The sequence below is a fragment of the Frankia sp. EI5c genome, assembly GCF_001636565.1.
Taxonomy (GTDB): domain Bacteria; phylum Actinomycetota; class Actinomycetes; order Frankiales; family Frankiaceae; genus Parafrankia.
In genome coordinates this window covers 21,377-45,754 of sequence record NZ_LRTK01000032.1, presented here as the reverse complement: position 1 = coordinate 45,754, position 24,378 = coordinate 21,377, and the positions used below count along the sequence as shown (strand labels likewise).

Sequence of the window (24,378 nt, the reverse complement as noted above, 5' to 3'; positions counted from 1 at the left end):
GAGTCTACGTTCTACCACTGGTAGAAGAAGGTGGGGGCGCGCCCGCGGAACGCGCCTCGGTGTCCGCGACGCCGGTCGCGGCGGTCGCGGCGGTCGCGGCGCCGGCGCTGGTGGTGGTGACAACCGCGGTCAGCAGTCGCTCCAGCCGCCCCCGCGGCAGCTCCATCAGGGCCAGTTCCAGGATGTCCTGCTCGGCCGCGCCGACCAGGGCGCGGACAGCGGCCCGCGCCTCGTTCTTCGACACCGCGCGGCCGCCCCGGGCCGCCGCGCGGATGACCCCTTCCCGCAGTACGTTGCCGATCCGGCCGTGGGCGCGTTCCAGCAGCCAGCGCGCGACGGGATCCACGCCCCCCTCGCCGGCCAGCTCCGCCTGGACGACCGTGCACCGGGCACCGCCCGCCGACGCCGACGCCGACGCGAACGTGAGGCGGTACTTCGGCGCGAGCAGCTCCGCGAGCCGGGCCCGACCGCCCGGAGAGGCGGTGTCGGGATGATCGGCCGGCACCACGAGCCGGAGCCGCGTGGCCGTGACCGCGAGCAGGCCGCGCAGCAGCAGCGGCCCCGGGTCGGCCGTCAGGTCGACCACGATGTCCGCGCCGGCGCCCACGTCCCGCAGATAGTCCGAGCCGGTGAACAGCGCCCGCAGCCCCAGCCGACGCACCTGCGGCGAGCCGGCCGGCGCGGCCTCCCCGATCACGGTGGTCACCGCCGGACCGCCCGCCGCGGCGAGCAGGCCGCCCAGGTCGCTCTCGGTGCCGCTTTCGACGGACTGGCGGCCGTGGGTGTAGATGCGGGTACCGAAGCCCTCCGCCACCCGGTCGAGAACCTTCCAGGTCCGACTGGTGGGCGCGCACACGTACAGATCGCTCGCGCTGCCCACCGCCTGCGCCCCGACATACCGGTTGAAGGCCGGGAGAATTGTCTCGAAAACCACACCGAGCTGCTGCGCCGACTGCTGGACCTGAAATCCCAGCATCGGATGCAGGCGACTGTGGCCGTAGGCGAGCACCACCACACCGTTCTTTCGGTCACGCAGGCCCGCGAGTCCACGTCCCAGAAAAAGACCGACACCGTCCGGTGTATACGGAGGATCTGTGACGGCGAGATCCGCCCATTCCCGCGCCGCNGACGGCAGCCCAAACCGGAGATCTCCGAACAGGGTGCTGATCGCCAGGCCCTCGCGGCGCGCGGTCGCGTCGATGTACGCCAGCGTCCGCTCATCCAGATCAACGACGGTGATCTCGGTGCGCGGGCAGGAGCGGGCCAGCGCGACGGAGGTCAGGTCATGATCACCGACGAACAGCACCCGCCTGCCGGCCAGGTCGTAGGTCGAGCGGAGCCAGCTCACCCGGCGGGCCAGGGTCTGCGCGGTCGCGGCGACATGATCGAGGTCGCGGCGGGGGGCCGGCGCTCCCGCGATCAGCGCGGCCAGAGCCTCGACCGGCGAGCCGGCATCACCGGCCTCGCCGGCGGCCCCGGGGTCGCCGGCGGCCCCGTGCTCGCCACCTGCCGGGCCGACCTCGGCCAGCGCGAAGGAATCGCGGTACAGGGCAGCCAGAGCGGGCCGGACGCTCAGCCCTTCGGAATTTTCGGCGAGGTCCTCACCAAGACTACGCAGAAGGTCCTCTACCACCCTTCTCGGTGTCGCCGTCGACACGATGAGGGCCTCGATCGGCTGGCTGCCGCGAGTCAACAGCGAGAGGATTTCGCGTAGTGGTCTGGAACGCACGCCAAAGCTGCCCACAAAGGCGGCGACGGCATCCACCGAGGATTTTTCGCCGGTCATGCGGACATTCATATCATCGGACGGAGCAGCTGTGGTCAGGTCGGTCCTGGACGCGTTGGAAACACCGGCTCCCGCCAGCCGCGGCGCGGCGCCACCCAGAGTCGTCGTGGTCGGCGGCGGCTTCGCCGGGCTGCGGCTGCTGCGCCGGCTGGAGGCGCTGCTTCCCGCCGACCGGGCCGAGCTGCTGGTGATCTCACCCGTGGACCATCTGCTGTACACGTCGCTCATCCCGCAGGTCTGCGCCAGCACAGTCGAGCCCCGACACCTGGCGGTGGCGCTGCTCGCCGTCCTGAAACGGACGGAACTCTTCCTGGGGGACGTTGTCTCGGCCGACTTCCAGGCACGGACGGTGACGGTTCGATCGGCGGACGGCTCCACCCGGCCCGTCCACTGGGACAGGCTGGTTCTCGCACCCGGTTCGGTGACCGCCACCCCGGATGTGCCCGGGCTCGCCGAGCACGCACTGGGCCTGAAGACCCTGGACGAGGCGGTCGCGCTGCGTGATCACGTCCTGTCGCGGCTCGAGCTCGCCGAAGCCACCAAGGACCGCCGGCACCGCGCGGCGCTGTGCACGTTCGTCGTGGTCGGGGGTGGCTATACCGGCACCGAGCTGGCCGCGCAGATGGCCGCGTTCACCCGGCGGGCCGCGGCCACCTACCCGAGCCTGCGGCCGGCGGACGTCCGCTGGCTGCTGGTGGACCATGCGCCCCGCCTGCTGCACGATCTCGCCCCGGCGCTCGGGAAGCGGGCCGCCCGGGTCCTCGCCCGGCGCGGGATCGAGGTCCGCCTCGGCACGTCGGCCGTGGAGATCGGCGCCGACTCGATCACACTCGCCACCGGCGGGCCGAACGTCCGCAGACACGCCCGGCTACCGACCCACACCGTCGTCTGGTGCGCCGGGGTGCGCCCCAGCCCCCTCGCCGCGGCTCTCGAACTGCCCACGAACCACGGCCGGATCGTGACGGACGAGTTCTTCCGGGTTCCCGCCGTCGACGGCGTCTTCGCGCTCGGTGATGTCGCCGCCGTCCCGGACAGCACCCGCGGCGGGGCGCCCACCGGGCAGACCGCCCAGCACGCCGTCCGCCAGGGCGCGGCGGCGGCCCGCAACGTCGCGGCCTCCCTCGGCGTCCGCAAGCCGCGCCCGTACCGGCATCACGACCTGGGCTTCGTCGTCGATCTCGGTGGACGGGACGCCGTGGCGAACCCCTTCGGCCTCACGCTGAGCGGGCTGCCCGCGGCCGTGCTGACCCGTGGCTACCACCTCACGACCCTGCCGGCGACCGCCAACCGGCTTCGGGTGGCCACCGACTGGCTGCTCAACAGCGTGCTCGGCCAGGAGATCACCCACTACGCCACCCCCGACCCGCGGGAGGAGACGATCGCCGCCGCCGAACGCACCGGCATCTACCAGCACACCAGCTGACGGCAGAGATCGCTCCGGGCGGCGCCGCAGTGTGACGGAGCGACGCTAGGCTGACCCCATCATGGCGGGGGAAAACNGGACGAGGCCAGCCAGCCTCCACACAGCATGATCATCGATCGGGATCGGGTGGCAGCCATCCTGCCCGAGTACTCACTCGGCGCCGAACTCGGCTCAGGAGCGTTCGGCCTCGTGCTGGCCGGAGAGCACCGGCAGCTGGGCCACCGCGTCGCGATCAAGGTGATGAAGAGCGCGGAGCCGGACGGGCTCACCGGCGACTTCCTCACCGAAGGCGCCACCCTGGCGAGCCTCGACCACCCGCATGTGGTGCGCGCGTTCGACTACCGCGAGGCCGACGGGCTGTGCCTGATCGTCATGGAACTCCTCGCCGGTGGCACCCTCACCCGCCGGCGACGCGGCATGACTCCCCAGCAGGGCTGCGCCGTAGGACTCGCGGTCGCAGCCGCGCTCGACCACGCCCACAACCGCAAAGTGCTGCACCGAGACATCAAGGCCGACAACATCCTGTTCGCCGGCAACGGCACCGTGAAAGTCACCGACTTCGGCATCGCGAAGATGTTCGAGGGCTCCGCCGCCACCGCCAGCGGCATCGCCGGCACCCCGCTGTACATGGCGCCCGAACAGATCGAAGGCGGGCGCCTCAGCTCCGCCACCGACCTGTACGCGCTGGCCATCGCCCTCTACCAGGTCTTCGCGGGCGCTCCGCCGTTCGACCCGAAGCAGCCCCTCCACGCCTTGTTGCGCCAGCACCTCACCAGCCCGCCGCCACCCCTGGCAATGGTTCCCCCCGGCCTCGCCCAGGTCATCCTGCGCGCACTCGCCAAGGACCCCGCCGACCGCCAGGCCGACGCCCACACCTTCGCCACCGAGCTCGCCACCGCCGCCACCGCCGCCTACGGACCCGGCTGGGCCGACTCCGATCACACCGGACAACTCCTCCACCTCACCGACCCCATCCGCCGTGCGCTTCAACCACCGTCCCCACCGGCAACACCAGTCACCGGCAAGAACAACCCGAAGATCAACCCGCCGGTCGTACCCATCAGCCCGCCGGCCGTAACCCATGTGCCGCCGACGCCCTCACACCCGCCCTCATACCGCCGCGCGCGCATCATCGCCGGCGCCGCCACCCTGGCCTTCCTGCTCCTAGCCGTCCTCCTGCTGATCACCCTCCCCAACCAGCCCGACGACCGACTCGACTCCCCCCCGCCCCTCAGCACCGCCCAGGCACTCGGGCAGCCCCTCCGCAATGAGGCCTACCCGGTGAACTCGGTGGCGTACTCCCCCGACGGCCACACCCTCGCCACCGGCTCCGCTCACCACAGGTTGCGTCTGTGGGATGTCCGCGACCCCACACACCCCACCCTCCTCGGCCAATCCCCCACCGGCCACGCCAACTGGGTGAACTCGGTGGCGTACTCCCCCGACGGCCACACCCTCGCCACCGGCTCCGACGACCGCACCGTGCTCCTGTGGGATGTCCGCGACCCCACACACCCCACCCCCCTCGGCCAACCCCTCACCAGCCAGACCGGCGCAGTGCTCTCGGTGGCGTTCTCTCCCGACGGGAGCCTTCTCGCCACCGGCTCCGCCGACAACACGGTGCGTCTGTGGGACCTCGACGACCCCACACACCCCACCCTTCTCGACAAACCCCTCACCGGCCATCTCGACAAGGTGCTCTCGGTGGCGTTCTCTCCCGACGGCAACCTTCTCGCCACCGGCTCCGCCGACAACACAGCGCGCCTGTGGAGCGTGCACAACCCCGCAAATCCCACCCCCTACAGCGAACCCCTCACCGGCCACGTCAGCCCGGTACGCTCGGTCGCGTTCTCTCCCGACGGCCGCACCCTCGCCACCGGCTCCGACGACCGCACAGTGCTCCTGTGGAATATCGACGACCTCGGTTTCTCCACACCCGTTGCCCACTCCCTCACCGGCCACCTCGCCCTGGTGCTCTCGGTGGCGTTCTCCCCCGACGGCCGCACCCTCGCCACCGGCTCCGGNGACAACACGGTGCGCCTGTGGGAGCTGCAATAGATCGAGCGGGCGCCCTGAATTACTCGCCGGCGACTACGGCATTCCCGACACGATCCGCCGTACTAACCGCGGAAGAGAGTGACAGTGCGGCCGCCGTTCCTTCCGGCCAGCGCATCGATCTCGTCGAAGAACAGCACCAGCGGTCGCTGGCAGGCCCGCGCCCAGGCCGTCAACGCGGCGGCGAGAAGAGCGCGTCGTGTTGAACCAGCGGGTCACCGCTTGCCTCCTCCGCGGCCGCGGACACGGACACGGACCGATCACCGCTGCTGTACTGGCCGCGATTCCGCCTGCCGTCGGATCGGAGTGTTCCGAGGATCGAGGAGATGCCCAGGTGACGAGCGGGCGGCCACCGCAGCGGCGGCGCCGGGTGGCACGGGGCGGTAGTCTCCGCGGACTGTGGAGCACTGGGAGCTGACCGCCCGCGAGCGCATCCGCGACTCGCTGGCCCGCTACACCTGGTCCGGAGACGCGTTCCGGCTGGACGAGCTCGCGCTTGCCTTTCACCCCGACGGCGAGTTGGAGCTGCGCGGCCGCGAGCCGCTGCGCGGCCGCGCGGCCATCGTCCGCTACCTCGGCGGCGGCGCGGCGGGTGGCGCATCCGGTGCGGCTGCCGCGGCCGGTGCCGGGCTGCCCAGGGTGTCGGCCGTGCCGGGGGTGCGCCGGATCGTTCGGCACAACGTCGCCAACATCCGGTTCACCGAGGTGACGCCCACCTCCGCGCGGGTGGCGAGCTACTTCACCGTCTTCACCGAGATCGGGCTGGACCACTATGGCCGCTACCGCGACACGTTCGTCCCGGCCGGTGACGAGTGGCTGATCAAGCACCGGTTCGTCTCCACGGACTGGGGCGCGCCGAACTCGACCATGGCTCCGCCGTCCGCGCTCAGGTGACGGGTCTGGATGTGGCCGCCGCGTCCAGAGCCCGGCGGGTGAACAGCCAGACGATCTCCAGCACGACCGCAGCGGCGGCGGCGATCCCCGCGGCCGTCCACGGCCCGGTGGTGCCCACCAGCGACAACTGGAAGAACTCCTGGCCCGCCGGCACGACGAGCACCAGCGTGAAGGCGAGCGCCATCGCGGCGACCAGCAGGATTCGCCACCAGGTGTAGGGCCGGGCCACGATCGCCAGCGCCCAGAGCGCGATGAGGAACAGCGTCAGGGTCGCCATGGACGTCTCGGCGTCGAGGTCGTCGTAGATCGAGCGGGCGGCGAAGTACGACGCGAGCGTGGCGGCCGCGGCGACGATGCCGGCGGGTAGCGCGAACCGCAGCACCCGGCCGACGAAATCCGGGCGGGCCCGCTCGGCGTTCGGCGCCAGGGCGAGGAAGAACGAGGGGANGCCGATCGTGAGCGAGCCGATCAGCGTCAGGTGCCGCGGCAGGAACGGGTAGGGCACCTGGGTGATCACCACGACGATGGCGAGCAGGACCGAGTAGACCGTCTTGGTCAGGAAGAGGTTCGCGACCCGCTCGATGTTGCCGATCACCCGCCGCCCCTCCGCCACCACCGACGGGAGGGTGGCGAAGCTGTTGTTCAGCAGGACGATCTGCGCGACCGCCCGGGTAGCCTGGCTGCCGGAGCCCATGGCGACGCCGATGTCGGCGTCCTTGAGGGCCAGCACGTCGTTGACCCCGTCGCCGGTCATCGCCACGCCGTGCCCCCGGGACTGCAGGGCCGCGACCATCTCCCGCTTCTGCCGCGGGGNGACCCGTCCGAAGATCGAATGGCTTTCCAGCACGTCGGCCAGGGCTTCGGGGTCGTCGGGGAGCGTGCGGGCGTCCACCGGGTCGTCGGCGCCGGGCAGGCCGAGCGTGCGGGCGACGGCGCCGACCGACAGCGCGTTGTCCCCCGAGATGACCTTCGCGGCGACGCCCTGCTCGGCGAAGTAGCGCAGGGTCTCCGGCGCCTCCGGGCGCAGCCGCNGGGCGATGACGACCAGCGCGACGGGCGTGATGTGCGCGGGCACGCCGGCGGGGTCGGCAACGGCGTCGTCGAGCCCGGCGCCGAAGCGGGCCAGCAGCAGCACGCGCAGGCCACGCGCCCCGAAGCGGTCCGCCTCGGCCAGCACCGGGTGGCCGGGGGCGAGCAGCACGTCGGGCGCGCCGAGGAGCCAGGTGGACGGCTCACCGGCCGGATCGACGAGCTCGGCACCGCTCCACTTCCGCGCCGAGGAGAACGGCATATCCGCCTGGACGGACCAGCCCGGCCGCGCGGGGTAGGCGTCGATGATGGCCTGCATGCTCGGGTTGGGCCGCTTGTCCGCGACGCCGAGGGCACCCAGCACGGCCTCGGCGAGCCCTCGGCGCTCATCGAGACCCCCGTCCGCATCCCCACCCGCGGGCTCGGGGTCGGACTCGGTGGCACCGGCCTCACCGGCCTCGGAGGCGACGTCCCCGGAGGCGACGTCCCCGGAGCCGACGTCCCCGGAGCCGACGTCCGCCGTGGCGAGGTCCTCGGCACCGACGAGGCGCAGTTCGGCGACGTCCATCGCGGCCTCGGTGAGCGTGCCGGTCTTGTCCAGGCAGACGACGTCCACGCGGGCCAGCCCCTCGATCGCCGGCAGTTCCTGGACGAGGCACTGGCGGCGCCCCAGCCGCACCACTCCGACCGCGAACGCGACGGAGGTGAGCAGGACGAGCCCTTCCGGCACCATCGGGACGAGCCCGGCGACCATCCGCCGCACGCCCTCGGCCAGGTCGTCGTCGTTGACCGCGATCTGGCTGATGATCAACGCGATCCCGGTCGGGATGATCATCCAGGTGACCACCCGCAGGATCGTGTTGATGCCGTTGCGCAGCTGCGAGTGCACCAGTGTGAAGCGGCTCGCCTCCTCGGCGAGCTGGGCGGCGTAGGCCGCCCGCCCGACCCTGGTCGCGCGGAACGCGCCCGCCCCGGCGACGACGAAACTGCCGGACATCACCAGATCGCCGGGCCGCTTGTGCACCGGATCCGCCTCGCCGGTGAGCAGCGACTCATCGACCTCCAGGTTGTCGGCCTCCAGCAGCAGGCCGTCCACCGCGATCTTGTCGCCGGTGCCGAGCTCGATCACGTCGTCGAGGACGATCTCGGCCGCCGCGAGCTCGGCGGCGACGCCGTCCCGGCGGACGACCGGCCGCGCCTCCCCGACGACCGCGAGCCGGTCGAGGGTCCGCTTCGCCCGGATCTCCTGGATGACACCGATCAGCGTGTTCGCGATGATCACGCCGCCGAACAGCGCGTCCTGCAGCGGACCGACGATCACGATGAGCACGAACAGCACACCGATGATCGCGTTGATCCGGGTGAGGACGTTCGCCCGGACGATCTCGCCGACGGACCGGCTGGACCGGACCGGAACGTCGTTGACCCGGCCGTCCGCGACCCGCTCCGCGACCTCGGCCGCGTTCAGCCCGCTCGCGCTGCCTCCNGCACCGAGCCCCGGCACGGCCTCGTCTTCCGGCTGGGCGGAGTCCGGAGCCGCGGATGTCGTGGCCACTGGCCGGTCCATCGGTCACCCCTGTTCGGTCGGTGCTCGGCTTGCGCGTCTGCCCGGCGCCCACCGTATTTGACGCCCCGCCGCGGCAGCACACCCCGACCGTCGGGCCGTCAGGAGGGTACGGCCGGGGTCCGCCCAGACAGCACCAGGGCGAGCAGCAGCAGCCCGAGGCCGACGCGGTAGACGACGAACGGCGCGAACCCGTGGTCGGACACGTACCGCAGGAACCAGGCGATGGCCGCGTACCCGACGACGAACGCGGTGACACTCGCGCCGGCCAGCGGCCCCCACGCGACGGTGGACGCCGGATCCCGCGCCTCCCGGTAGAGACGGTCCAGGCCGAACGCCCCCGACACGGCGACCGCCGGCACCGCGAGCAGGAAGGAGAACCGGGACGCGGCCTGGCGCGAGTAGCGCAGCGTGAGCCCGCCGCCGATGGTCGCCCCGGACCTGGAGACGCCGGGGATCAGCGCGGTGGCCTGCATCANCCCGATCAGCAGCCCGTCCCGGGCCGACAGCTCCGCCAGTGACCTGCGGCCACCGGGCCGGCCGTTCGCCCGTCGGTCCGCCGCGCCGAGGAGCAGGCCCACACCGGCCAGCGCACCGGCCATCAGGCGCAGATCGCGCAGACGTCCCTTGATGACGTCCTCGAACAGGTATCCGGCGACCCCGATCGGCACCGTGCCGAAGGCGATCAGCCAGGCCGTCCGAGCGTCCGCGGCGGCCTGGGCGGCGTCAGGAGCGGCGCCGGGGCGGGCGGCGCGCGCGGGCAGCGACCGCAACCAGGCGGAACCCAGGCGGGCGAGGTCCGCGCGCAGGTAGACGATCACCGCGGCGGCCGTGCCGAGCTGGGTCACGGCGGTGAAGGCCGCACCCGGGTCATCCCAGCCCGCGAGCGCGGCGACGACCCGCAGGTGTGCGCTGGAGGAGACCGGCAGAAACTCGGTGAGGCCCTGGACCAGACCGAGAACCGTGCCTTCGGTCCAGTTCACCGCGACGTCCCGTCCACGGGCACGACGCTATCGCCGGCGTCGGGGGCCGGTGGCGCGGGGTCCCGTCGCCCCCGGCGTCGGCGGGCGGGAGCCCGGCGTGACCGGCCTCGGCTCAGGGCGCCACGGCGGAGCGGACACGGTGAACCACAAAGCTCCCCGCCGCGCCGACGGCCGCGATCGGCCATTCCAGCACCTCGACCGCCGCGGCGGTCCCGAGGCCGAGGTAGTAGGCCGTCCTCCGCACCGACGGGAGCACGACCGGGCCGATGCGCAGGCCGTCATCCGCCGGCGGCTTCGCCACCTCGAGCCGCGTCTGAACGAACGGCAGGCGCAGCACGACACGCTTCTCCGGACGGGACGACGCAGCCCGCGCCGCGGTGGCCCGGCCAGCTTCCGGGCGTGTGGTACTCGTCCGCGTGGCCGACGCGCGGCCAGCCGGCTTACGGGCGGCCGGCGTGCGGGCGGCCGAGGTCCGGGGAGTCTGCGTGCGCGCGGTCGAGGTGCGCGCGGTCGACGCCCGGGATGCGGGCGGGCGGGAAGCGGCGGTACCCGAGGTCGCCCGGGGTCGTGAGGCCGCCCCGGCTCGGGGAGCCGTCTCAGGGGAGGCCCCGCGCCTCCCGCCGGCCTCGTTCGCGCTCGTCTCCGTCGCGGCGGCCTCGCTCGCGGTGCCCGTCTTCGCGGTCGCCGTCTTCCCGGCGGTCGGCTTCGCGGTGCTCTTCTTCGTGGCGGTCCGTGCCTCGCCGCGGGCGGGCTTTACGGCCGCGGCGGCGTCACGTGCCGTCGTCGCGCGAACTTCCGCACCCGCGCCGCGGGCAGTGGACGTCCCCGCCCTGGTCGACGCCTTGGCGGTGGATGCCTTCGCCGTCGGGGCCTTCTTGGCACTCTTCGCCGGCTTCTTCGCGGCCGACGCCGGGCTCGGGCTCGCGGCAGCACCGCCGCTCTTCGACCCGCCCGTCGCCGAGGAGCCGCCCGCCGGCCCCGAACCCGGCCGCGACGCCGCCTGCGCCGGTGCGATCTCGGTGGGCGTGGTCGGGGCCTCGCCGGGGGTCCTCGTTCCCAGCGGCGCCACCGGCCCCGCACCGGCTCCGCCCTCCGGTCGGGGCGAGCTCTCCGGTCGGGGCGAGACCTCGGGTCGGGGCGAGACCTCCGGGCGCGCGGAGCCGGAGTCCGGCTTCGGCGCCGGGCCTGGGATGACCGGAGGCACTGCCGCGGGCGGGGTGAAGGTCGGCATCGCCCCGCCCCGGCCCGCCAGGCCGCCGACAGCGCCGGAGCCGTTCCTGGACGTGTTGGTCTCCGATGAACTGGTCGCCATGGGGCCCGTTCCCTCCGTCGCATGCCCTGAAGCAGCGAACCCAAGTTAGATCATTGTTACTGAGCGTACAACACTAACGACGGAGGGTTGAGGCGGTGACACTCGACCGCGAGCCTGCCCCGGGACTGCGGCCCGAGCCGGCCCGACGGCGCCGTCTCGACCGACACGAGGGCGGGGCGCGGGGTCATCTCGACCGGCGCGAGGACGAGGCGAGGACGAGCGCGAAGACGAGCGCCCCGCCGAGGCGGGGAAGATCCGGCGGCAGCGAGGCGCCACTCGGCCGGCCGCACCTGCCGGTCCGTCACCTTCCCGCCACCGGGCGAATGAGAGCCACCGCAGGGCAGCCACCGGGCGAAGGAACGGCCACCTCGACCGGTTCCGGGCGACAATCCGAGAAAACGTTCGCCGCTATCCTCGTTAATGCCGGCCAGGGGGCGACTCGCGCCGCCCCGGGTAATCCAACCGGAGCGTTCGGTTACCTTCAGAATACCCTGGCCGCCGCAACGAAACGTAGCCGATTGAGCACGGCATACCCGGCCCGATAAAGCGGGGAGAAAATGTGGTCGGGTTCACGCAGGTCCTTCTCGGCCGCCTCGGCGTAACGACGCCCTCCATAGGTGAGCGCACGGAAGGCGATGCGCTCGTCACCGGGCACCAGGGCACGCTCGCCGTCAGGCTCGAAGCTGGTCAGCCGCTCCTCGACCACCGCCAGAAAGTGCCTCGTAGCAGTGACCACCGAGCTGTGCGCACCGCCGCCGACCACACCGCCCCCCGCGCTCGCGTAGAGGCTCGTGGTGCCGTCGGCCAATGAGACGACCGTGACAGTGCCCTCGGCCGACCCGATTTCCATCAGCGCGCCCCACACTATCGTGCCTGCGGTGTGCCGCAGCATTCCCTCAACCGCGGGATCAAGCGCGAGAACCCCCTCACGAAGCCGGTGGAACAATACCGCACCGCTGTCGGAACGACGAAGCCCACTCGTGGCGATCATCATCCGAATCGTAGTGGCAATGCCCGCATCCGTCCCGGCAACCAGGGATGTTCAAACAAAAAAACCAGTGCTGACTACACTTTCGGTGGTCCCGGTTGGCGGCCTCCGGATAATCTTCGGGCCAGATCACCGGCAACAGCGGTACCGCCTGGCGCCCGGGGCCCGGACGGGCCGCTGTCCGGGCCGGTACGGCCCCGGCACCGACCGCACCGGCAGGCACCCCGGGAGATTTGACCGCGCCGGGGAGCGAATCAGTCACCTAGTGCACACTGTCCCCCGTGAGTGTTCCTCGCGGAACACCCCGGCGAGGCGGACGGGGTGAACCCGGCAAGGCCCGCGGCCGTCGCCCCCGGCTCAGCCGCCCGGCGACACCGATGCGCCTGCTGGTCTGCGCTGTCGTGGGTGTCTCGCTCTGCGTCGCGGCAGGCATCAGCACTGTCGCGGTGGCGGAGCGGCGGGCAGGCGCGGTCGCCGCGATCAGCGGACCGGCGATGAACCGCACCGAGGCGTCCTGGGACATCCACCGGCACCTCGCGCGGGCGGCGGCGGCGGAGGCTGCGACGTTCATCGGGCCGGCGGCCGGGCAGGAGGACGGCGAGGCGGAGCCGCTCGCGGCCCGGACCGCGGGCGGCGAGGACGAGGAGAGCACCGAGATCTACCGCGAGTTCGCGTCCGCGATACTCGCCGCGACCGCGGCCGAGATGCGCGCCGGGGCGAATGTGAATACCGGCGCGGACCCCTCGTGCCCGCCGCCGGACAGCCGCACCGGTACCGGCGCTGGCACCGGTGTCACCACCGGCACCGACGGCCCAGCCCCTGACGGCAGGGCTCCGGGGACGACCTCACCGGCCCAGGCGGCCGCGGCGCTGGCGACGCTGGTCTGCCTCACACCCACCTACACCGAGTACATCGGCGAAGCCCGCGCCCACAACCGGCACGGCGACAGCGTGGGCGCGGCCTACCTGCGCGGGGCGAACGCCCTCATGAACGACCGGATGCTGCCGGCGAGCGCGACCCTCGCCGGTTCACACACCGCCGAGCTGACGCGGCAGTTCCGGCGGGCCACCAACAGGGCGGACGTCGTCGGCCTGGCGCTGGTCGCTGCCGTGGGGTTCGCGGCCCTCGTCGGCACCCAGGTCGCCGCAGCGCGGTGGACCCGCCGACGGTTGAACCCCGCGCTGCTCGCCGCAACGGCGCTGGTGATCGCCGGGACCGCCTGGCCGCAGCTGGCGCTGGCCGCCGAGCGGTCCGCGCTGGCGACCGCCAGTTCCGAGGGTTACGAGGTGCGCGGGCTGCTCGCGCGGGTTCGTAATCTCGCGCTTCGGGCCGAAGGCGACGTGCTGTACTGGCGCTTCGCCCAGAGCGGTGACATCGCCTTCGACAGCGACTACGACCGGACGGTGCGGCAGCTCCGCTGCGCCGCCGGCGGCAGCGACGCCAACGACGCCGACGACGACGGCAGCAGCGGCGGCAGCGGGCCGCAGTCCGGCGACGGCTGCGCGACGATCACCGCGCGTCCACTCGCCTCCGGCCTCATCGACCTGGTCGAGGCCGCCAGCACGGCCGGGACCGCGGCTATCGGTGCCGCGGACGCGCCCGCCGGGGGCCGCCCCCCTGCTGACGCCGGCGGGCTGCCCGCGGCGATGCTTCGCTTCGCGGCGCTGGACAACGCGCTGACGGAGGCGGACGCGGCGGCCGAAGCACGCTTCGACGCCGAGCTGGCCAGCGCCCAGGACGCGCTGGCCGGCGTCGCGGCCGGAGCGGGAGTGCTGTTCGGGCTGGCCGCGATTCTGGTCGCCGCGGGCTTGGAACCGAGAATCCGGGAGTACCGGTGACCGCTTCCCTCCCCCGGCCCCGGCTGTCGGTGCGGCCGGTGAGCGCGGCGCTGGCAATCACGCTTCTGCTGGCCGCCGTGGCGGCGGCCGGGTGCGGCACGGTGGCGGCCGACCTGCCGCCGGCGGCGAACCAGCGCTGGGACGATCTCGCGACCCCGGTACCGGAGGCGGCCGGACCCGCCGGCGGGGTGGCAGACGACCGTCCGATACCGCCGCGCGATCTGGTTCCGCCGACACTGCCGCTGCCTGGCCCGGAGTTGTTCCGGCCCGGTGGGACGCTGGAAAGCATCCACCGGCGTGGTTACCTGCGGGTGGGCGTCTCCCGCGACACCCAGCTTCGCGGGGCGTGGAATCCGGTGACCCGCCGGTTCGAGGGATTCGACGTGGATATCGCCCGCCGGATCAGCACCGCCCTGTTCGGCCGGCCGGATCCAGGGACCGCCGACGAGGTGACGCGCTACCTTGCGGTGAGCTACTCCGAACGGGTCCCCGCGATCGTGCAGGGAGCGGTGGACATCGTTGTCAGCACAATGACCTACACTCCGTCGCGGGCGGCGCAGGTTGGCATGTCCGCGGCCTACTTCACCGCGCGCCCGCGCCTGCTCGTCCGGGTCGCTCCGACGGCCGGCGCCGACGGCCGGACCGCACCTACCATCAACTCGTTCGACGACCTCATCGGAAAACGGGTTTGCGCGCCCCGGAAAACAACATCCCTGAACAATCTGCGGAACCTGCGCGAACAGCACGGCGAGTTCGAGATCGTGGGGAGCCTGAACGAACTCTCGGACTGTCTGGTTGCCTTCCAGCAAGGCTCCGTCGATGCGGTGGCCGCCAACGACGCGAGCCTGGNGGGCATGCTGAAGCAGGACGCCACCGCCACCCTGGCCGGTCTCGATATCGGCCCAGCCGAGTACTACAGTGTCGCATTCAGACGCGATGACGCCGGGCTGGCCGGAAAGGACACCGAGCTGGCCGGATTCGTCAACGGCGTGCTGGAGAGCATACGGCGCGACCCGCCGGCCTGGATGGCATTGTGCGAGGAGTGGGAGGTTCCCGAGATGCCGTGCGACGAGTCCATGCCGCCCGAGCCGCAATGGGCACGCTGACGGCCAGGTGGCCGACGCTCTTCCGGCGTTGCCACCCAACGGATTCGGAACGGGCGCCGGCAGGATGAGCGACGACGCCCCGGGCACCCCGGAGGAGATCGCCCGCGAGCTCGCGGCCGCGCGCGCACGGCTGTCCCGGCTGCGGGACCTGGTCGCCGCGGCGGACGCCTCCCTGGACCGGGTGGGTGACGTCCTCCACGGGGCGACGGACCCACTCGTTCTCGCGGATCCGGACGTCCTGGAACAGGACGGTCTCGGCCTGCGGCCGTGGCTCGACGCGCTGTGCACCGCCGCGGCGGACGGCCGGCGCCCGGCGGACATCGCGGGCGGGCTGGCCCGGTGGAAGATCCTCGCCGAACGGACCGAACTGGCCGCGGCGGCGGTGACGGCCGCGAACACCGCGCCGCTACGCCAGCACCGGGAGCTGCGGGGGCGCCTCCAGGCCGCGCACGCCAAGGCGACCCGCCTCGGCCTGACGGAGGAGGAGCACCTCGCCGCGCTGTACGCCCGGGCACGCGGAACGCTGGACCGGGCGCCGACCGATCTGGCCCTGGCGGAGGACCTGACGATGGCTTACGTGCGGGCTCTGGACGACCGCGAGAGCNGGGCGGCGGGCCCGGCTCGCGGGGGTGCGACCCGGTGAGCGAGCTGACCGCCGTCGCGTGCACCGAGCCGGACTGCACCGACGGCTTCATCACCACCAGTGGCTTCTGCCACCGGTGCGGATCCTCCGGGCCACCGACCCGCTCCGAGCTGCCGACCCGCTCCGGGCCGCTGCCGCTGCCGTCCGGGCCACGGGAGGACGCGGCGTCGAAGGACACCGACCCGAGGCGCCTCCCCAAGCTCCACGTGCTCGGTCTCGCGGACCGTCCGGTGCTGAAGCCGAATCCCAGTGTCCCGACCAGCCGTCGGGAGTGCGCCGCGTGCGGCACGAAGGTCGCCCAGCCGACGCCCGGCCGGGAACCCGAGCTGGACGGGTTCTGCCCGCGCTGCGGCCAGCGGTACTCGTTCACGGTGAAGCTCACCGAGGGTGAGCGCATCGGCCACTACACCGTGCACGGCGTGATCGCGCACGGTGGCATGGGATGGGTTTACGCGGCCACGAACGACAACCTCGGCGACGACGGCGACGACAGCGTCCAGGCCTGGGTCGTTCTCAAGGGCCTGCTGGACGCCGCGAACCCCGAGGCGCGCCGGATCGCCGAGGAGGAACGGCGGATCCTGATCGCCGTCAACCACCCGGACATCGTCCGGATCATCGACTACGTCCGGCACCGGGGCGAGGACTACATCGTCATGGAGTACGTCCCCGGTGTTCCGCTGTCCCGGCTGGCGGACCTGCAGTCGCGGGGGCCCGACGGCCGGCCGGAGCCGTTGCGGCCCGCGGACGCGATCCGGTACCTGCTGCGGCTGCTCCCGGCGCTGAGTCACCTGCACCGGCGCGGCCTGGCCTACTGCGATCTCAAACCCGACAACATCATGGTCACCGCGGAGCAGGTGGTCCTGATCGACCTGGGTGGCGCGCGGCGCCTGGACGACCACGTCTCCACCTTCCTGTCGACCCCCGGGTACCGGGCCCCGGAACTGGAGGACGGCGAGTTCCGCCCGCCGGATGTGCCCCGCCACACCGTCCCGACCGTCGCCTCGGATGTCTTCGCCGCCACCCGCACACTGGCCCGCCTCGTCCTCGGCCGGTTCCCGGGCTTTCTGGACACGTACCGCCACCAGCTGCCGCCGCGGGCCGAACACGCACCGCTGCGCGGTTTCGAGTCGCTCGACCATCTCCTGCGCCGCGGCACCGCGCCGGACCCCGCCGACCGGTTCGCGAGCATCAGCGAGCTCGGCGAGGAACTCACCGGCGTCCTCTACGAGATCGTCTCGCGGACCGAGGGCCGGGTGCCCCCGCTGGCCAGCCGCTGGTTCGAGCCCGATCTGCATCCGACCGGCGAGCCCGCCGGCGGCCCGCCGGGTGCCGGCTCTCCCGCTGTCTGGGAGGTACTTCCCGAGCTGCGGGTGGACGCGGACGACCCGCAGGCCCGCATTCTCGCGGCCGCCCCCGGCGAGGACGCGGCCGCGCTGGCCGACCGGCTCGCCGCGGTCGACCAGCCCACCCTGACCACCCGGCTGGCGCTGGCGGGTGCCCAGCTGCGCGCGGGCCGCGCCGAGCAGTCGCGGCTGACGGTGGCGGAGCTGGCGACCGACTTCCCGCGGGAGTGGCGGGTGGTCTGGTACCGCGGCGTCCTCGAACTCGCCCAGCGGCGGCCGGACCGGGCCGCCGACGCGTTCGAGCGGGTGTTCGCGTACATCCCGGGCGAACTGACACCGCGGCTCGCGCTCGCCACCGCTCGCGAGGCGGTCGGTGACCGGGCCCGCGCCGCCGAGCTGTTCGACGCGGTCAGCCAGATCGACCCGGCCATCACCAGCGCGGCGTTCGGGCTGGCCCGCTGCCTGGACGAGCCGGCCGGCAAGATCGACGCCTATCAGCGGGTGCCGCCCTCCGCCTACGCCTTCACCGCCGCCCGAGTAAGGATGATCGAGGTACTCGTCGGGCCTTCACCGCTGGCGGCCTCGCCGCCGCCGGCCGTCCCGCCGCCGGTCACGACGACTGATCTCGAGCGGGCCCAGGCCATCCTCGCCGACCGGCGGCTCGAGCTCGATGAGCGCCGCCGGGTCGAGCTTCGGCTGGCCATTCTCGCCGCGGCGCTGCGCACCACCGAGGCCCAGCGCACCACCGAGGCCCAGCGCACTGCCGGGGCATGGCGCACTGCCCGGGTCCAGCGCGAGGGTGCCGCCCCCGGGCCCGCGGGGCTCACCGTCCTGGGCCGGCCGCTGGCGGAACGCGATCTGCGCCTGGGTCTGGAGGAGACCTACCGAGAGATCGCCCGGCTCACCCGCGACCGGCGGGAACGCATCCGGCTCGTCGACGAGGCAAACCGGGTCCGGCCGAGGACCCTGTGGTGATCCGGAGGCCAGCATGATCAGCTTCTCGGTGCGGGCCGACACCGACAGCCACCTCGCCACCGGCACCGCCGAGACAGACGCGATGATCACGGTGCAGGCCCGCGAGGACGGCACTGCCGGCTCGCGGAGCCCCGACTACGCCGAAGTCATCATCATCGACTGTTCCGGGTCGATGGCGACTCCCCGGTCGAAGCTCGACGCGGCGCGCCAGGCGGCCTGCGCGGCGGTGGACAGCCTGCGGCCGGGAACCCTGTTCGCGGTGATCCGCGGCAGCAGCATCGCCCGCACGGTCTACCCGCCGGAAGGCGGCCTCGTCCGGGCCACCGAGCAGACCCGGGCGGACGCGCGGCGGCTCGTCCAGCAGGTCGAGGCCGGCGGCGGGACGGCCATCGGCCGGTGGCTCCTCGCCGCGCGCGACCTGTTCGCCGAACATCCCGACGCGTTCCGGCACGCGATCCTGCTCACCGACGGGAAGAACGAGCACGAGACCGCGGCCGCCTTCCGCGCCGCGCTGGCCGCCTGTCAGGGGCGCTTCCAGTGCGACAGCCGCGGGGTGGGGCGTGGGTGGGTCGCCGCCGAGCTGACCGCCGTCTCCGACGCGCTGCTCGGCAGCGCCCGCGACGTCGCCGACCCGGCCGACCTCGTCGAGGACTTCCAGCGGATGACGGTCGCGGCGATGGCCCGCGCGCGGCCGGAGATCTCGCTGCGGGTGTGGGTGCCGCGCCACGCCCGGATCAGCCTGTTCAAGCAGGTCACGCCGACCATCAGTGATCTGCTCGACCACGCGCGGCCCGTCGGCGCGCTGGAGAGCGAGTTCCCCACCGGGGCGTGGCGCGCCGAGCGGCGCACCTACCACCTCACCATCTCCGACCTGCGCCCGCGCACGTCGACCGAGCCGTGCCGACTCGCGCGGGTCGCCGTCGTCAGCGGCGACGAGGTGTTAGCCAGCAACGACGTCAAGGCTGTCTGGACGTCGGAGCCCACGCTGTACTCGCGGCGTTCGCGGCAGGCCGAGTACAGCCGGGCGACGATTCTGCTGGAAACGGCCTTCACCCGGGGCACCGAGGCACTGCGCCGTGGCGACAGCGGAAACGCGGCCGATCATCTCAGCCGGGCCCGGGGACTCGCGTACGACCTCGGGGACGACACGAAGATCGAGATGCTGGATCAGCTCCTCCAGCCGGACCCGGTGACCGGCCGGGTGCGGATCCGGCCCGGCATCGACCCGCACGACCTCGAAGTGTTCGATGTGCGCTCCCGCTACACCCGTCCCGCCAGGCCCCGTGAGCCGGCACCTGGAGCCGGAGCCGGGCCCGGAGCCGGGGCTGTCACCCGGCGCCCGAGATCGCGGGCCGGCCTACCGCCCGCCGAACGGCTGGTTCACCGGCCCGGGGCTGTGGCTGCCCGCCGGGCCGACCGCACCCCCCGGCCCCGCGGAGCCGCCGGACGGGACCATCCGCCCAGCGGCCGCCGACATCTCCGACGAACCCACCGTGCCGCGTGATCCGCGCGCGTCCGAGGCCGGCACCGGGGACTGTGCGCCCCCCGCGCCGCTGCCCGTCGCCCGCCGGGCGACGGGCAGCTGGGATCCGGACTCCTGGGACATCACCCGCCTCTCCGCCGCCTGCCCGCACTGCCAGACCAGGCGTGAGCCGGCCGACCAGTTCTGCCTCGGCTGCCGGTACGACTTCGCGAACGCGCGACTTCCGCAACCGGCCATAGTGCGGCCGGTGGAGGGGATGGGGACCATCCCCCGCTATCCGGCGGCCCCGGAATGGGACGCGGTGATCGAGGTCGACGCGCGCTATTTCGGCAGTCTGGCCGGGGACGGCCTGCGGCTGCCCGCGGGACGGGAACCGAAGGTGATCCCGCTGGGCGGGGTGATCGTCCCGATCGGCGCGCGCCGGGACGGTTCACCGCAGGCGATCAACCTGGTCGACGCGCTCCACGATCCGGCTGTCTCCGGCCGGCACGCGCGTCTGGACCGGCAGCCGGACGGGAGCTACGCCATCATCGACCGGCAGTCCCTGAACGGGACCCGGGTGAATGACACCGCCCGGCCGATCCGCCCCGGGCAGGCCGTTCTCCTGCACGACGGCGACCGGGTCTTTCTCGGTGCCTGGACCCGGATCACGTTCCGCCACCGGCCGGGGAAACCGGCGGGTTGATGACTCCGTCCGGCCAGTTCGGCTGGTTGGCGGTCGGCGGTCCGGCATCCCCGCCCAGGACGTCGCCGAGATACTCGGAGTAGAGCTCGCGCCACCGCGGGCCGTTCATCAGATCGAGCAGGAACCGGTTGAGAAAGGCGACGAACTGCCGGTCGGCGCGCATCGCCGTCTCCTTCGCCGCCCCACTCAGCGGGAGCTCGGTGCGGGCGACCGCCATTCCGTAGGGTTCGTCGAGCTTCGCGAGGTCCGCCGGGCTCGCGCCGCGGAAGGCCTCGGCCCCCAGCACCTGGACGGTCACGTCCTCCCGGGCCATTCCGGCGAGAATCGTGTCGTCGGTGGCCACTGCGTCGACCTCGCCGCGTTGCAGGGCGGCCAGGCAGTCGGCGGACCCCACCCTCGTCACCGGCACCGGTCGCGGAGTTCCCGCGGGAAAGCCCGGGAGATTTCTGACCTTGTCGTGGGAGGTGCTGCCCTGCGATGAGCAGACCTTTCGCCCGGAGAGATCGCCGGCCGTCCGGAACCCGGCGTTCTTCGGCACCAGCAGGCGGAAGGCAGCCTCGAAGTAGACCCCGGAGAAGTTGACCTTCTGTTTACGCTGACAGGTCATCGTCATCGTGCCGATGACCACGTCGGCTCCGCCCTCGGCGAGCACCTTCTCGCGGTCGCGGGTGTCGACGGCGCGGATCTCCGCGCGACCGCCGGCACCGAGGATCACCTGAGCCAGCTCGCGGGCGATCGCCACCTCGAAACCCTCGGGCTGCCCGGTATGCCAGTTCATGGACGCGAAGGGCGGCGCCTCGGCGACCACCCCCACCCGCAGCACCTTGCGCCGTTCGATCTCGGTGATCCTGGGCCCGCGCTGGCCCGCTGGCGGAAGGCTGGCGAGCGGCGGCTCGCTGGCACGCGGGTTGCAGTCCGGACCCGTCTCCGACCCACCGGCCGGGCCCGGCCCACCGGCCGGGCCCGGCGCGTCCGACGGCGCGGGCAGCTCCGACGGCGTGGGCAGCGGGGTCACCGGCGCCTCCTGAGCGCGGACCGGACGCCACGGCGGGCTGCCGGTCGTCCCGCAGGAGGCCAGCCCACCGAGTGCGAGCGGCACCGTCATCGTGGCGACCAGGACGAGGCGGACGGATCCGCGGGCGCGGGCCGGCCGGCGGCTCACAGATACTCCCGAATGCGGGCCCCGACACCGAGCACAGCACCGAGCACAGCGATGGACACGAGCACGGTGACGAGGCCGGAGAGAAGCCGGACAGCCGCCGCGGCGCCGCGCAGCTCGTCATCGAAACTGTCGACACCGCGGGCGAGCAGCTCATCCGTACCACCAACGAAATTGTCGAAATCGGATGAGTTCAGCGTTTCCTCGACGGCCCGCTCGAAGACATTGACGGGCGGGGCGTCACCAGACCGGGTTGGCGGCTGATGCAGGGTGGCAACCGCGCCGGCCCGGGTCCGCAGCCAGCCGCCCAGGTCGGCGGCCAGCTCGCCGCCCCGGGCCGCGGACTCCGACGGCAGGGCGGCCAGCGCCGCCGTCAGCAGCCCGTCCCGGCGCCGCGCCTCCGAAGGCGCCCCGGGCCTGCCCTCCGGGGTGTAGCCGAGGGCCGACACGGCACTCGCGAAGCAGTGGTCGGCTTCCTCCCCGTTCCCCAGGGACATCAGGGACAGGAACTCGCACGTCCGGGCCTGGAACGCGAGGGTGCGCGAGGCCGCGAGCAGTGTCATCGGGCGGTAGTCGGCCCGCTGGGTGGCGGCCAGCCTGCTCTGCTGCCCGTTCAACAGCACCAGGCCGGCCGCTCCCACCCCGACCACCAGCACGGTGGCCGCGGCCAGGCCGACGTTGAGAATCCGGCGGGTGCGGCGGAACACGTAGAACTGCGTCCAGAACAGACCGGTCAGCGCGCAGCCGAACGCGCCGAGCAGCAGTTCCTCGGCCGCCCCGCTCGTCGCCCGCCGGTAGTCCTGGTCGACCCGTTCGCCGTAGGCGCTCACCAGCAGATCCGTCTGACCGAGAATGCTCGTGGCCATCAGGGTGGAGGCCAGCGTCTGGTACGAGCCACCGACCGTGTTCCCCGCCCGGGTGTTCGCGGTCGCCTCGGCCACCAGGCCCACGTACTCGGGAATCAGCGTGGCGATCCGGTCCATCGCGCAGTGCGTGGACTGCGGATCGCGCACCGGATCGCACCCGCCGGGGTCGATTTCGCGCAGCGCGAGCAACGCGGTGACGGCGCCGCGCAACGCGGAACTGTACTCGTTCACCGCCCTGCCGGGACCCGCCACCGAGGACGGGTCGTCCGCCTTTCCCGAACGGGTGCCCGCACCGTCGCCGGAATGATCCCCGGCGTAGTGGCTGTCGCCCTTTATCCGGTCGTAGTAAGCCCGGCGACGCGCGGGATCGGTCGAATCCCCGGGTGCCAGCGCGACCCAGGCGAAAACGCCGGCGGCGGCGGTGGCATCCGCCCCCGCAAGCCCGGCCCGCAGGCGTTCGGCCGCGATCAGCGCGGCCGCCGAACGCTCACGGATGTTGTCGGTCGCCACCAGCCGCTGGTCGAGCACCTCGTGGGACACCACACCCGCGAGGGCGAGAACCCCGAGAAGCACGGCCAGGACACCGCCGAAGCGTGAGCCGGCGCCGCCCGCGCGCACCTGCCGAAGAAGCCGGAGAACAGCCGGCGCCGCATTCCCCGCGACGACCGGCGCTGTTCCCACCGGCGCTGTTCCCACCGGCTCCGGAGGATCAGGATCCGACATTTCGACCTCGCCCCGGAGATCTGGCGGAGCCTGCCATAGCCACAGCACCCGAGCGTACGCAGCCGACGAAACTGGCGGGCTCACCGGCGAAATATGGCGAGCCGATATCCTGTTCGCGGCTAATGGCCGTTCCCGGCCGAACCTATGCGGCCAATACCTCGCCGCAACAATCGTCCGTACTCTGGTGATCTGCGGTGTTCTGTTCAGCCCCGGTCGAACCAGTCGGAATCAGCCGACCCGCCGGTTGCCGGTCCGAACCGCCTCAGCCGCCGGCTGAGGCGGTCAACCACCAGGTGGGCGGTTCACCGGGCCGCTCGTGGACCACGCCCCGCCGTTCCAGCGCCCGCAGGTGCGCGAGCGCCTCCGACACGGCGCTGCGCCGCACGAAGCCCTCTATCTCGTCCCAGGGCCGAGACCACCGCATCTGGCTGGCGACCTCCCAGCCGGTCGCCGGGCCGCCGGCCAGCGCGGCGCGAACCTCGGCGAACCGCTGCTCGTGGTGCCGGCGCAGCTGCTCCACCCGCTCGGACAGGCCGTCGAAGCGGTACTCGTGGGCGGGCAGGGTGGCGGTGGCCGACAGCGCGTCGACCTTGTCCAGGGAACGCAGGTAGTCCCCCAGCGGATCATCGCCGGCTTCGCCGCCGAACGGGATGTTCGGTGTGATTCGGGGCAGCACGTGGTCGCCGGAGAGCAGCAGCCGGTTCACCGGCTCCCAGAAGCACAGATGGCCCGGCGAGTGCCCCGGCGTCCACACCGCGCGCAGGTCCCAGCCGGGTATGTCCAGCCGGTCGCCGTCCTCGATCAGGATGTCGGGGCGGGCGAAGCCCGGCAGCGGGTCGCGCGGCAGATGCTGTGCGGTGACCTCACGCATCGCCTCGGGCGGCGCCCCGGCGCGCAGCATCGCCTCGTTCAGCGTGCGGAGCAGGTCCGCGGGGTGGAGCGGCTCCACCCGGAGCACCGCGGCATCCGCTGGATGCAGCCCGATCCAGGCTCCGGACGCCTCCCGCAGCCGCCCGGCCAGTCCGTAGTGGTCGGGATGCATGTGGGTGGGGATGATGCCACGCAGGTCCGTGACGGCGTAGCCGGCGGCGGCGAGGCCCCGCTCGACCGCGGCGAACGCCTCGTCGGTGTCCCACCCGGAGTCGATCACGTACGCACCATGATCGGTCTCGAACAGGTACATGAAGACATGGGTCAGGCCGGCCGTCGGCAGCGGGACGGGAATGCTCCACAGACCTGGTCGCAGCCGCTCCACCTCGGGCCGCAGGCTGCCCGCCGGACGCGGCACCCCCGTCACGCTCGGGTCACCACGGCGCCGCGATCGGTCTCCTTCATCAGCTCACCTTCTCCACTCCGCCCGCGCCCGCTCACCGATCCGCGCGCGGGCCCACGAAAACGATCCGTCACACCATTTAGACCTATCTTTAAGCCAAATGTCTCAGCCGCGCGACCAGAGCTTCGCGATCTCGGTCCGGTGGCGCGCCGCCCAGCGGGCCGCCGATCCGCCCGCACCGGCCGGGGGG

General features: G+C 72.9%; 15 protein-coding genes and 8 pseudogenes. 10 read left to right on the top strand and 13 right to left on the bottom strand.

Features of this window, described 5'->3' with window-relative positions; translation table 11 throughout:
- Positions 1-4: 4 nt before the first annotated feature.
- Positions 5-1,126 (bottom strand): annotated as a pseudogene (locus UG55_RS38245) (bis-aminopropyl spermidine synthase family protein); the annotation flags it as partial.
- Position 1,127: 1 nt separating this feature from the next.
- Positions 1,128-1,786, bottom strand: a 659-nt coding sequence (locus UG55_RS38240; RefSeq protein ID WP_242424648.1) for a bis-aminopropyl spermidine synthase family protein, incomplete at its 3' end; no start/stop codon positions are given.
- A gap of 31 nt (positions 1,787-1,817) precedes the next feature.
- On the opposite strand from UG55_RS38240, the gene UG55_RS16835 reads away from it, so the two are divergent.
- The 3 genes and pseudogenes from UG55_RS16835 to UG55_RS16825 all read left to right on the top strand — a co-directional run bounded on the left by UG55_RS16835 (position 1,818) and on the right by UG55_RS16825 (position 6,158).
- Positions 1,818-3,209 carry an NAD(P)/FAD-dependent oxidoreductase gene (locus UG55_RS16835; protein WP_066069805.1) on the top strand — a complete coding sequence of 464 codons (1,392 nt, stop codon included), beginning with the start codon at positions 1,818-1,820 and terminating at the stop codon, positions 3,207-3,209.
- 105 nt (positions 3,210-3,314) lie between these two features.
- Positions 3,315-5,233: pseudogene (locus UG55_RS16830) on the top strand (WD40 repeat domain-containing serine/threonine protein kinase); the annotation flags it as partial.
- A gap of 430 nt (positions 5,234-5,663) precedes the next feature.
- Positions 5,664-6,158, top strand: coding sequence for a nuclear transport factor 2 family protein (locus UG55_RS16825; RefSeq protein WP_066069799.1), 495 nt, complete (start codon positions 5,664-5,666; stop codon positions 6,156-6,158).
- Here the strand turns inward: UG55_RS16825 and UG55_RS38235 are convergent.
- The 7 genes and pseudogenes from UG55_RS38235 to UG55_RS16810 all read right to left on the bottom strand — a co-directional run.
- Positions 6,151-6,605: pseudogene (locus UG55_RS38235) on the bottom strand (cation transporting ATPase C-terminal domain-containing protein); the annotation flags it as partial. The gene UG55_RS16825 and the pseudogene UG55_RS38235 sit on opposite strands and share 8 nt — an antisense overlap.
- 1 nt (position 6,606) lies before the next feature.
- Positions 6,607-6,971 (bottom strand): annotated as a pseudogene (locus UG55_RS38230) (HAD-IC family P-type ATPase); the annotation flags it as partial.
- A gap of 1 nt (position 6,972) precedes the next feature.
- Positions 6,973-7,189, bottom strand: a pseudogene (locus UG55_RS38225) (hypothetical protein); the annotation flags it as partial.
- A gap of 1 nt (position 7,190) precedes the next feature.
- A pseudogene (locus tag UG55_RS38220) lies at positions 7,191-8,673 on the bottom strand (HAD-IC family P-type ATPase); the annotation flags it as partial.
- 179 nt (positions 8,674-8,852) lie between these two features.
- Positions 8,853-9,229, bottom strand: a pseudogene (locus UG55_RS38215) (undecaprenyl-diphosphate phosphatase); the annotation flags it as partial.
- A gap of 1 nt (position 9,230) precedes the next feature.
- The coding region (locus UG55_RS38210) for an undecaprenyl-diphosphate phosphatase (protein WP_304440418.1) at positions 9,231-9,734 on the bottom strand (504 nt) is incomplete at its 3' end.
- A 112-nt stretch (positions 9,735-9,846) separates the two neighbouring features.
- Positions 9,847-10,071, bottom strand: coding sequence for a hypothetical protein (locus tag UG55_RS16810; protein ID WP_066069790.1), 225 nt, complete (start codon positions 10,069-10,071; stop codon positions 9,847-9,849).
- A gap of 148 nt (positions 10,072-10,219) precedes the next feature.
- Between UG55_RS16810 and UG55_RS29510 the strand changes: the two genes are divergently transcribed.
- Complete coding sequence (locus UG55_RS29510) at positions 10,220-11,095, top strand: hypothetical protein (protein WP_199865160.1); 876 nt, start codon at positions 10,220-10,222, stop codon at positions 11,093-11,095.
- Positions 11,096-11,527: 432 nt separating this feature from the next.
- On the opposite strand, the gene UG55_RS16800 is transcribed toward UG55_RS29510, so the two are convergent.
- Positions 11,528-12,037 carry a hypothetical protein gene (locus UG55_RS16800; protein WP_066069851.1) on the bottom strand — a complete coding sequence of 170 codons (510 nt, stop codon included), beginning with the start codon at positions 12,035-12,037 and terminating at the stop codon, positions 11,528-11,530.
- Between the two features lie 374 nt (positions 12,038-12,411).
- On the opposite strand from UG55_RS16800, the gene UG55_RS29165 reads away from it, so the two are divergent.
- From UG55_RS29165 to UG55_RS16770, 6 genes and pseudogenes are all read left to right on the top strand, one after another.
- Positions 12,412-13,872 (top strand): hypothetical protein, encoded by a 1,461-nt coding sequence (locus tag UG55_RS29165; protein WP_157901524.1) that lies wholly within the window; start codon positions 12,412-12,414, stop codon positions 13,870-13,872.
- Positions 13,869-14,721 (top strand): annotated as a pseudogene (locus tag UG55_RS46295) (transporter substrate-binding domain-containing protein); the annotation flags it as partial. The gene UG55_RS29165 and the pseudogene UG55_RS46295, both read left to right, overlap by 4 nt.
- A gap of 5 nt (positions 14,722-14,726) precedes the next feature.
- Positions 14,727-14,978 (top strand): hypothetical protein, encoded by a 252-nt coding sequence (locus UG55_RS38200; protein WP_396230935.1) that lies wholly within the window; start codon positions 14,727-14,729, stop codon positions 14,976-14,978.
- Between the two features lie 639 nt (positions 14,979-15,617).
- On the top strand, positions 15,618-17,939 hold the full coding sequence (locus tag UG55_RS16780) for a serine/threonine-protein kinase (protein ID WP_066069784.1): 2,322 nt from the start codon (positions 15,618-15,620) through the stop codon (positions 17,937-17,939).
- 13 nt (positions 17,940-17,952) lie between these two features.
- The gene (locus UG55_RS16775) at positions 17,953-19,443 is read left to right on the top strand and encodes a vWA domain-containing protein (protein ID WP_066069781.1); all 1,491 of its coding nucleotides are present in this window, start codon (positions 17,953-17,955) and stop codon (positions 19,441-19,443) included.
- Positions 19,433-20,107: an FHA domain-containing protein gene (locus tag UG55_RS16770; RefSeq protein WP_083986893.1), complete on the top strand. Its 675-nt coding sequence runs from the start codon at positions 19,433-19,435 to the stop codon at positions 20,105-20,107. The genes UG55_RS16775 and UG55_RS16770 overlap by 11 nt, the downstream gene beginning before the upstream one ends.
- On the opposite strand, the gene UG55_RS16765 is transcribed toward UG55_RS16770, so the two are convergent.
- From UG55_RS16765 to UG55_RS16755, 3 genes are all read right to left on the bottom strand, one after another.
- Entirely contained in the window at positions 20,070-21,269 is a 1,200-nt protein-coding gene (locus UG55_RS16765) for a transporter substrate-binding domain-containing protein (RefSeq protein WP_242424647.1), read from the bottom strand. The genes UG55_RS16770 and UG55_RS16765 overlap by 38 nt on opposite strands.
- Positions 21,266-22,813, bottom strand: a complete 1,548-nt coding sequence (locus UG55_RS16760; RefSeq protein ID WP_066069778.1) for a hypothetical protein — start codon at positions 22,811-22,813, stop codon at positions 21,266-21,268. The genes UG55_RS16765 and UG55_RS16760 overlap by 4 nt, the downstream gene beginning before the upstream one ends.
- A 304-nt stretch (positions 22,814-23,117) precedes the next feature.
- Positions 23,118-24,152, bottom strand: a complete 1,035-nt coding sequence (locus tag UG55_RS16755; protein WP_066069775.1) for an MBL fold metallo-hydrolase — start codon at positions 24,150-24,152, stop codon at positions 23,118-23,120.
- Positions 24,153-24,378 lie beyond the last annotated feature (226 nt).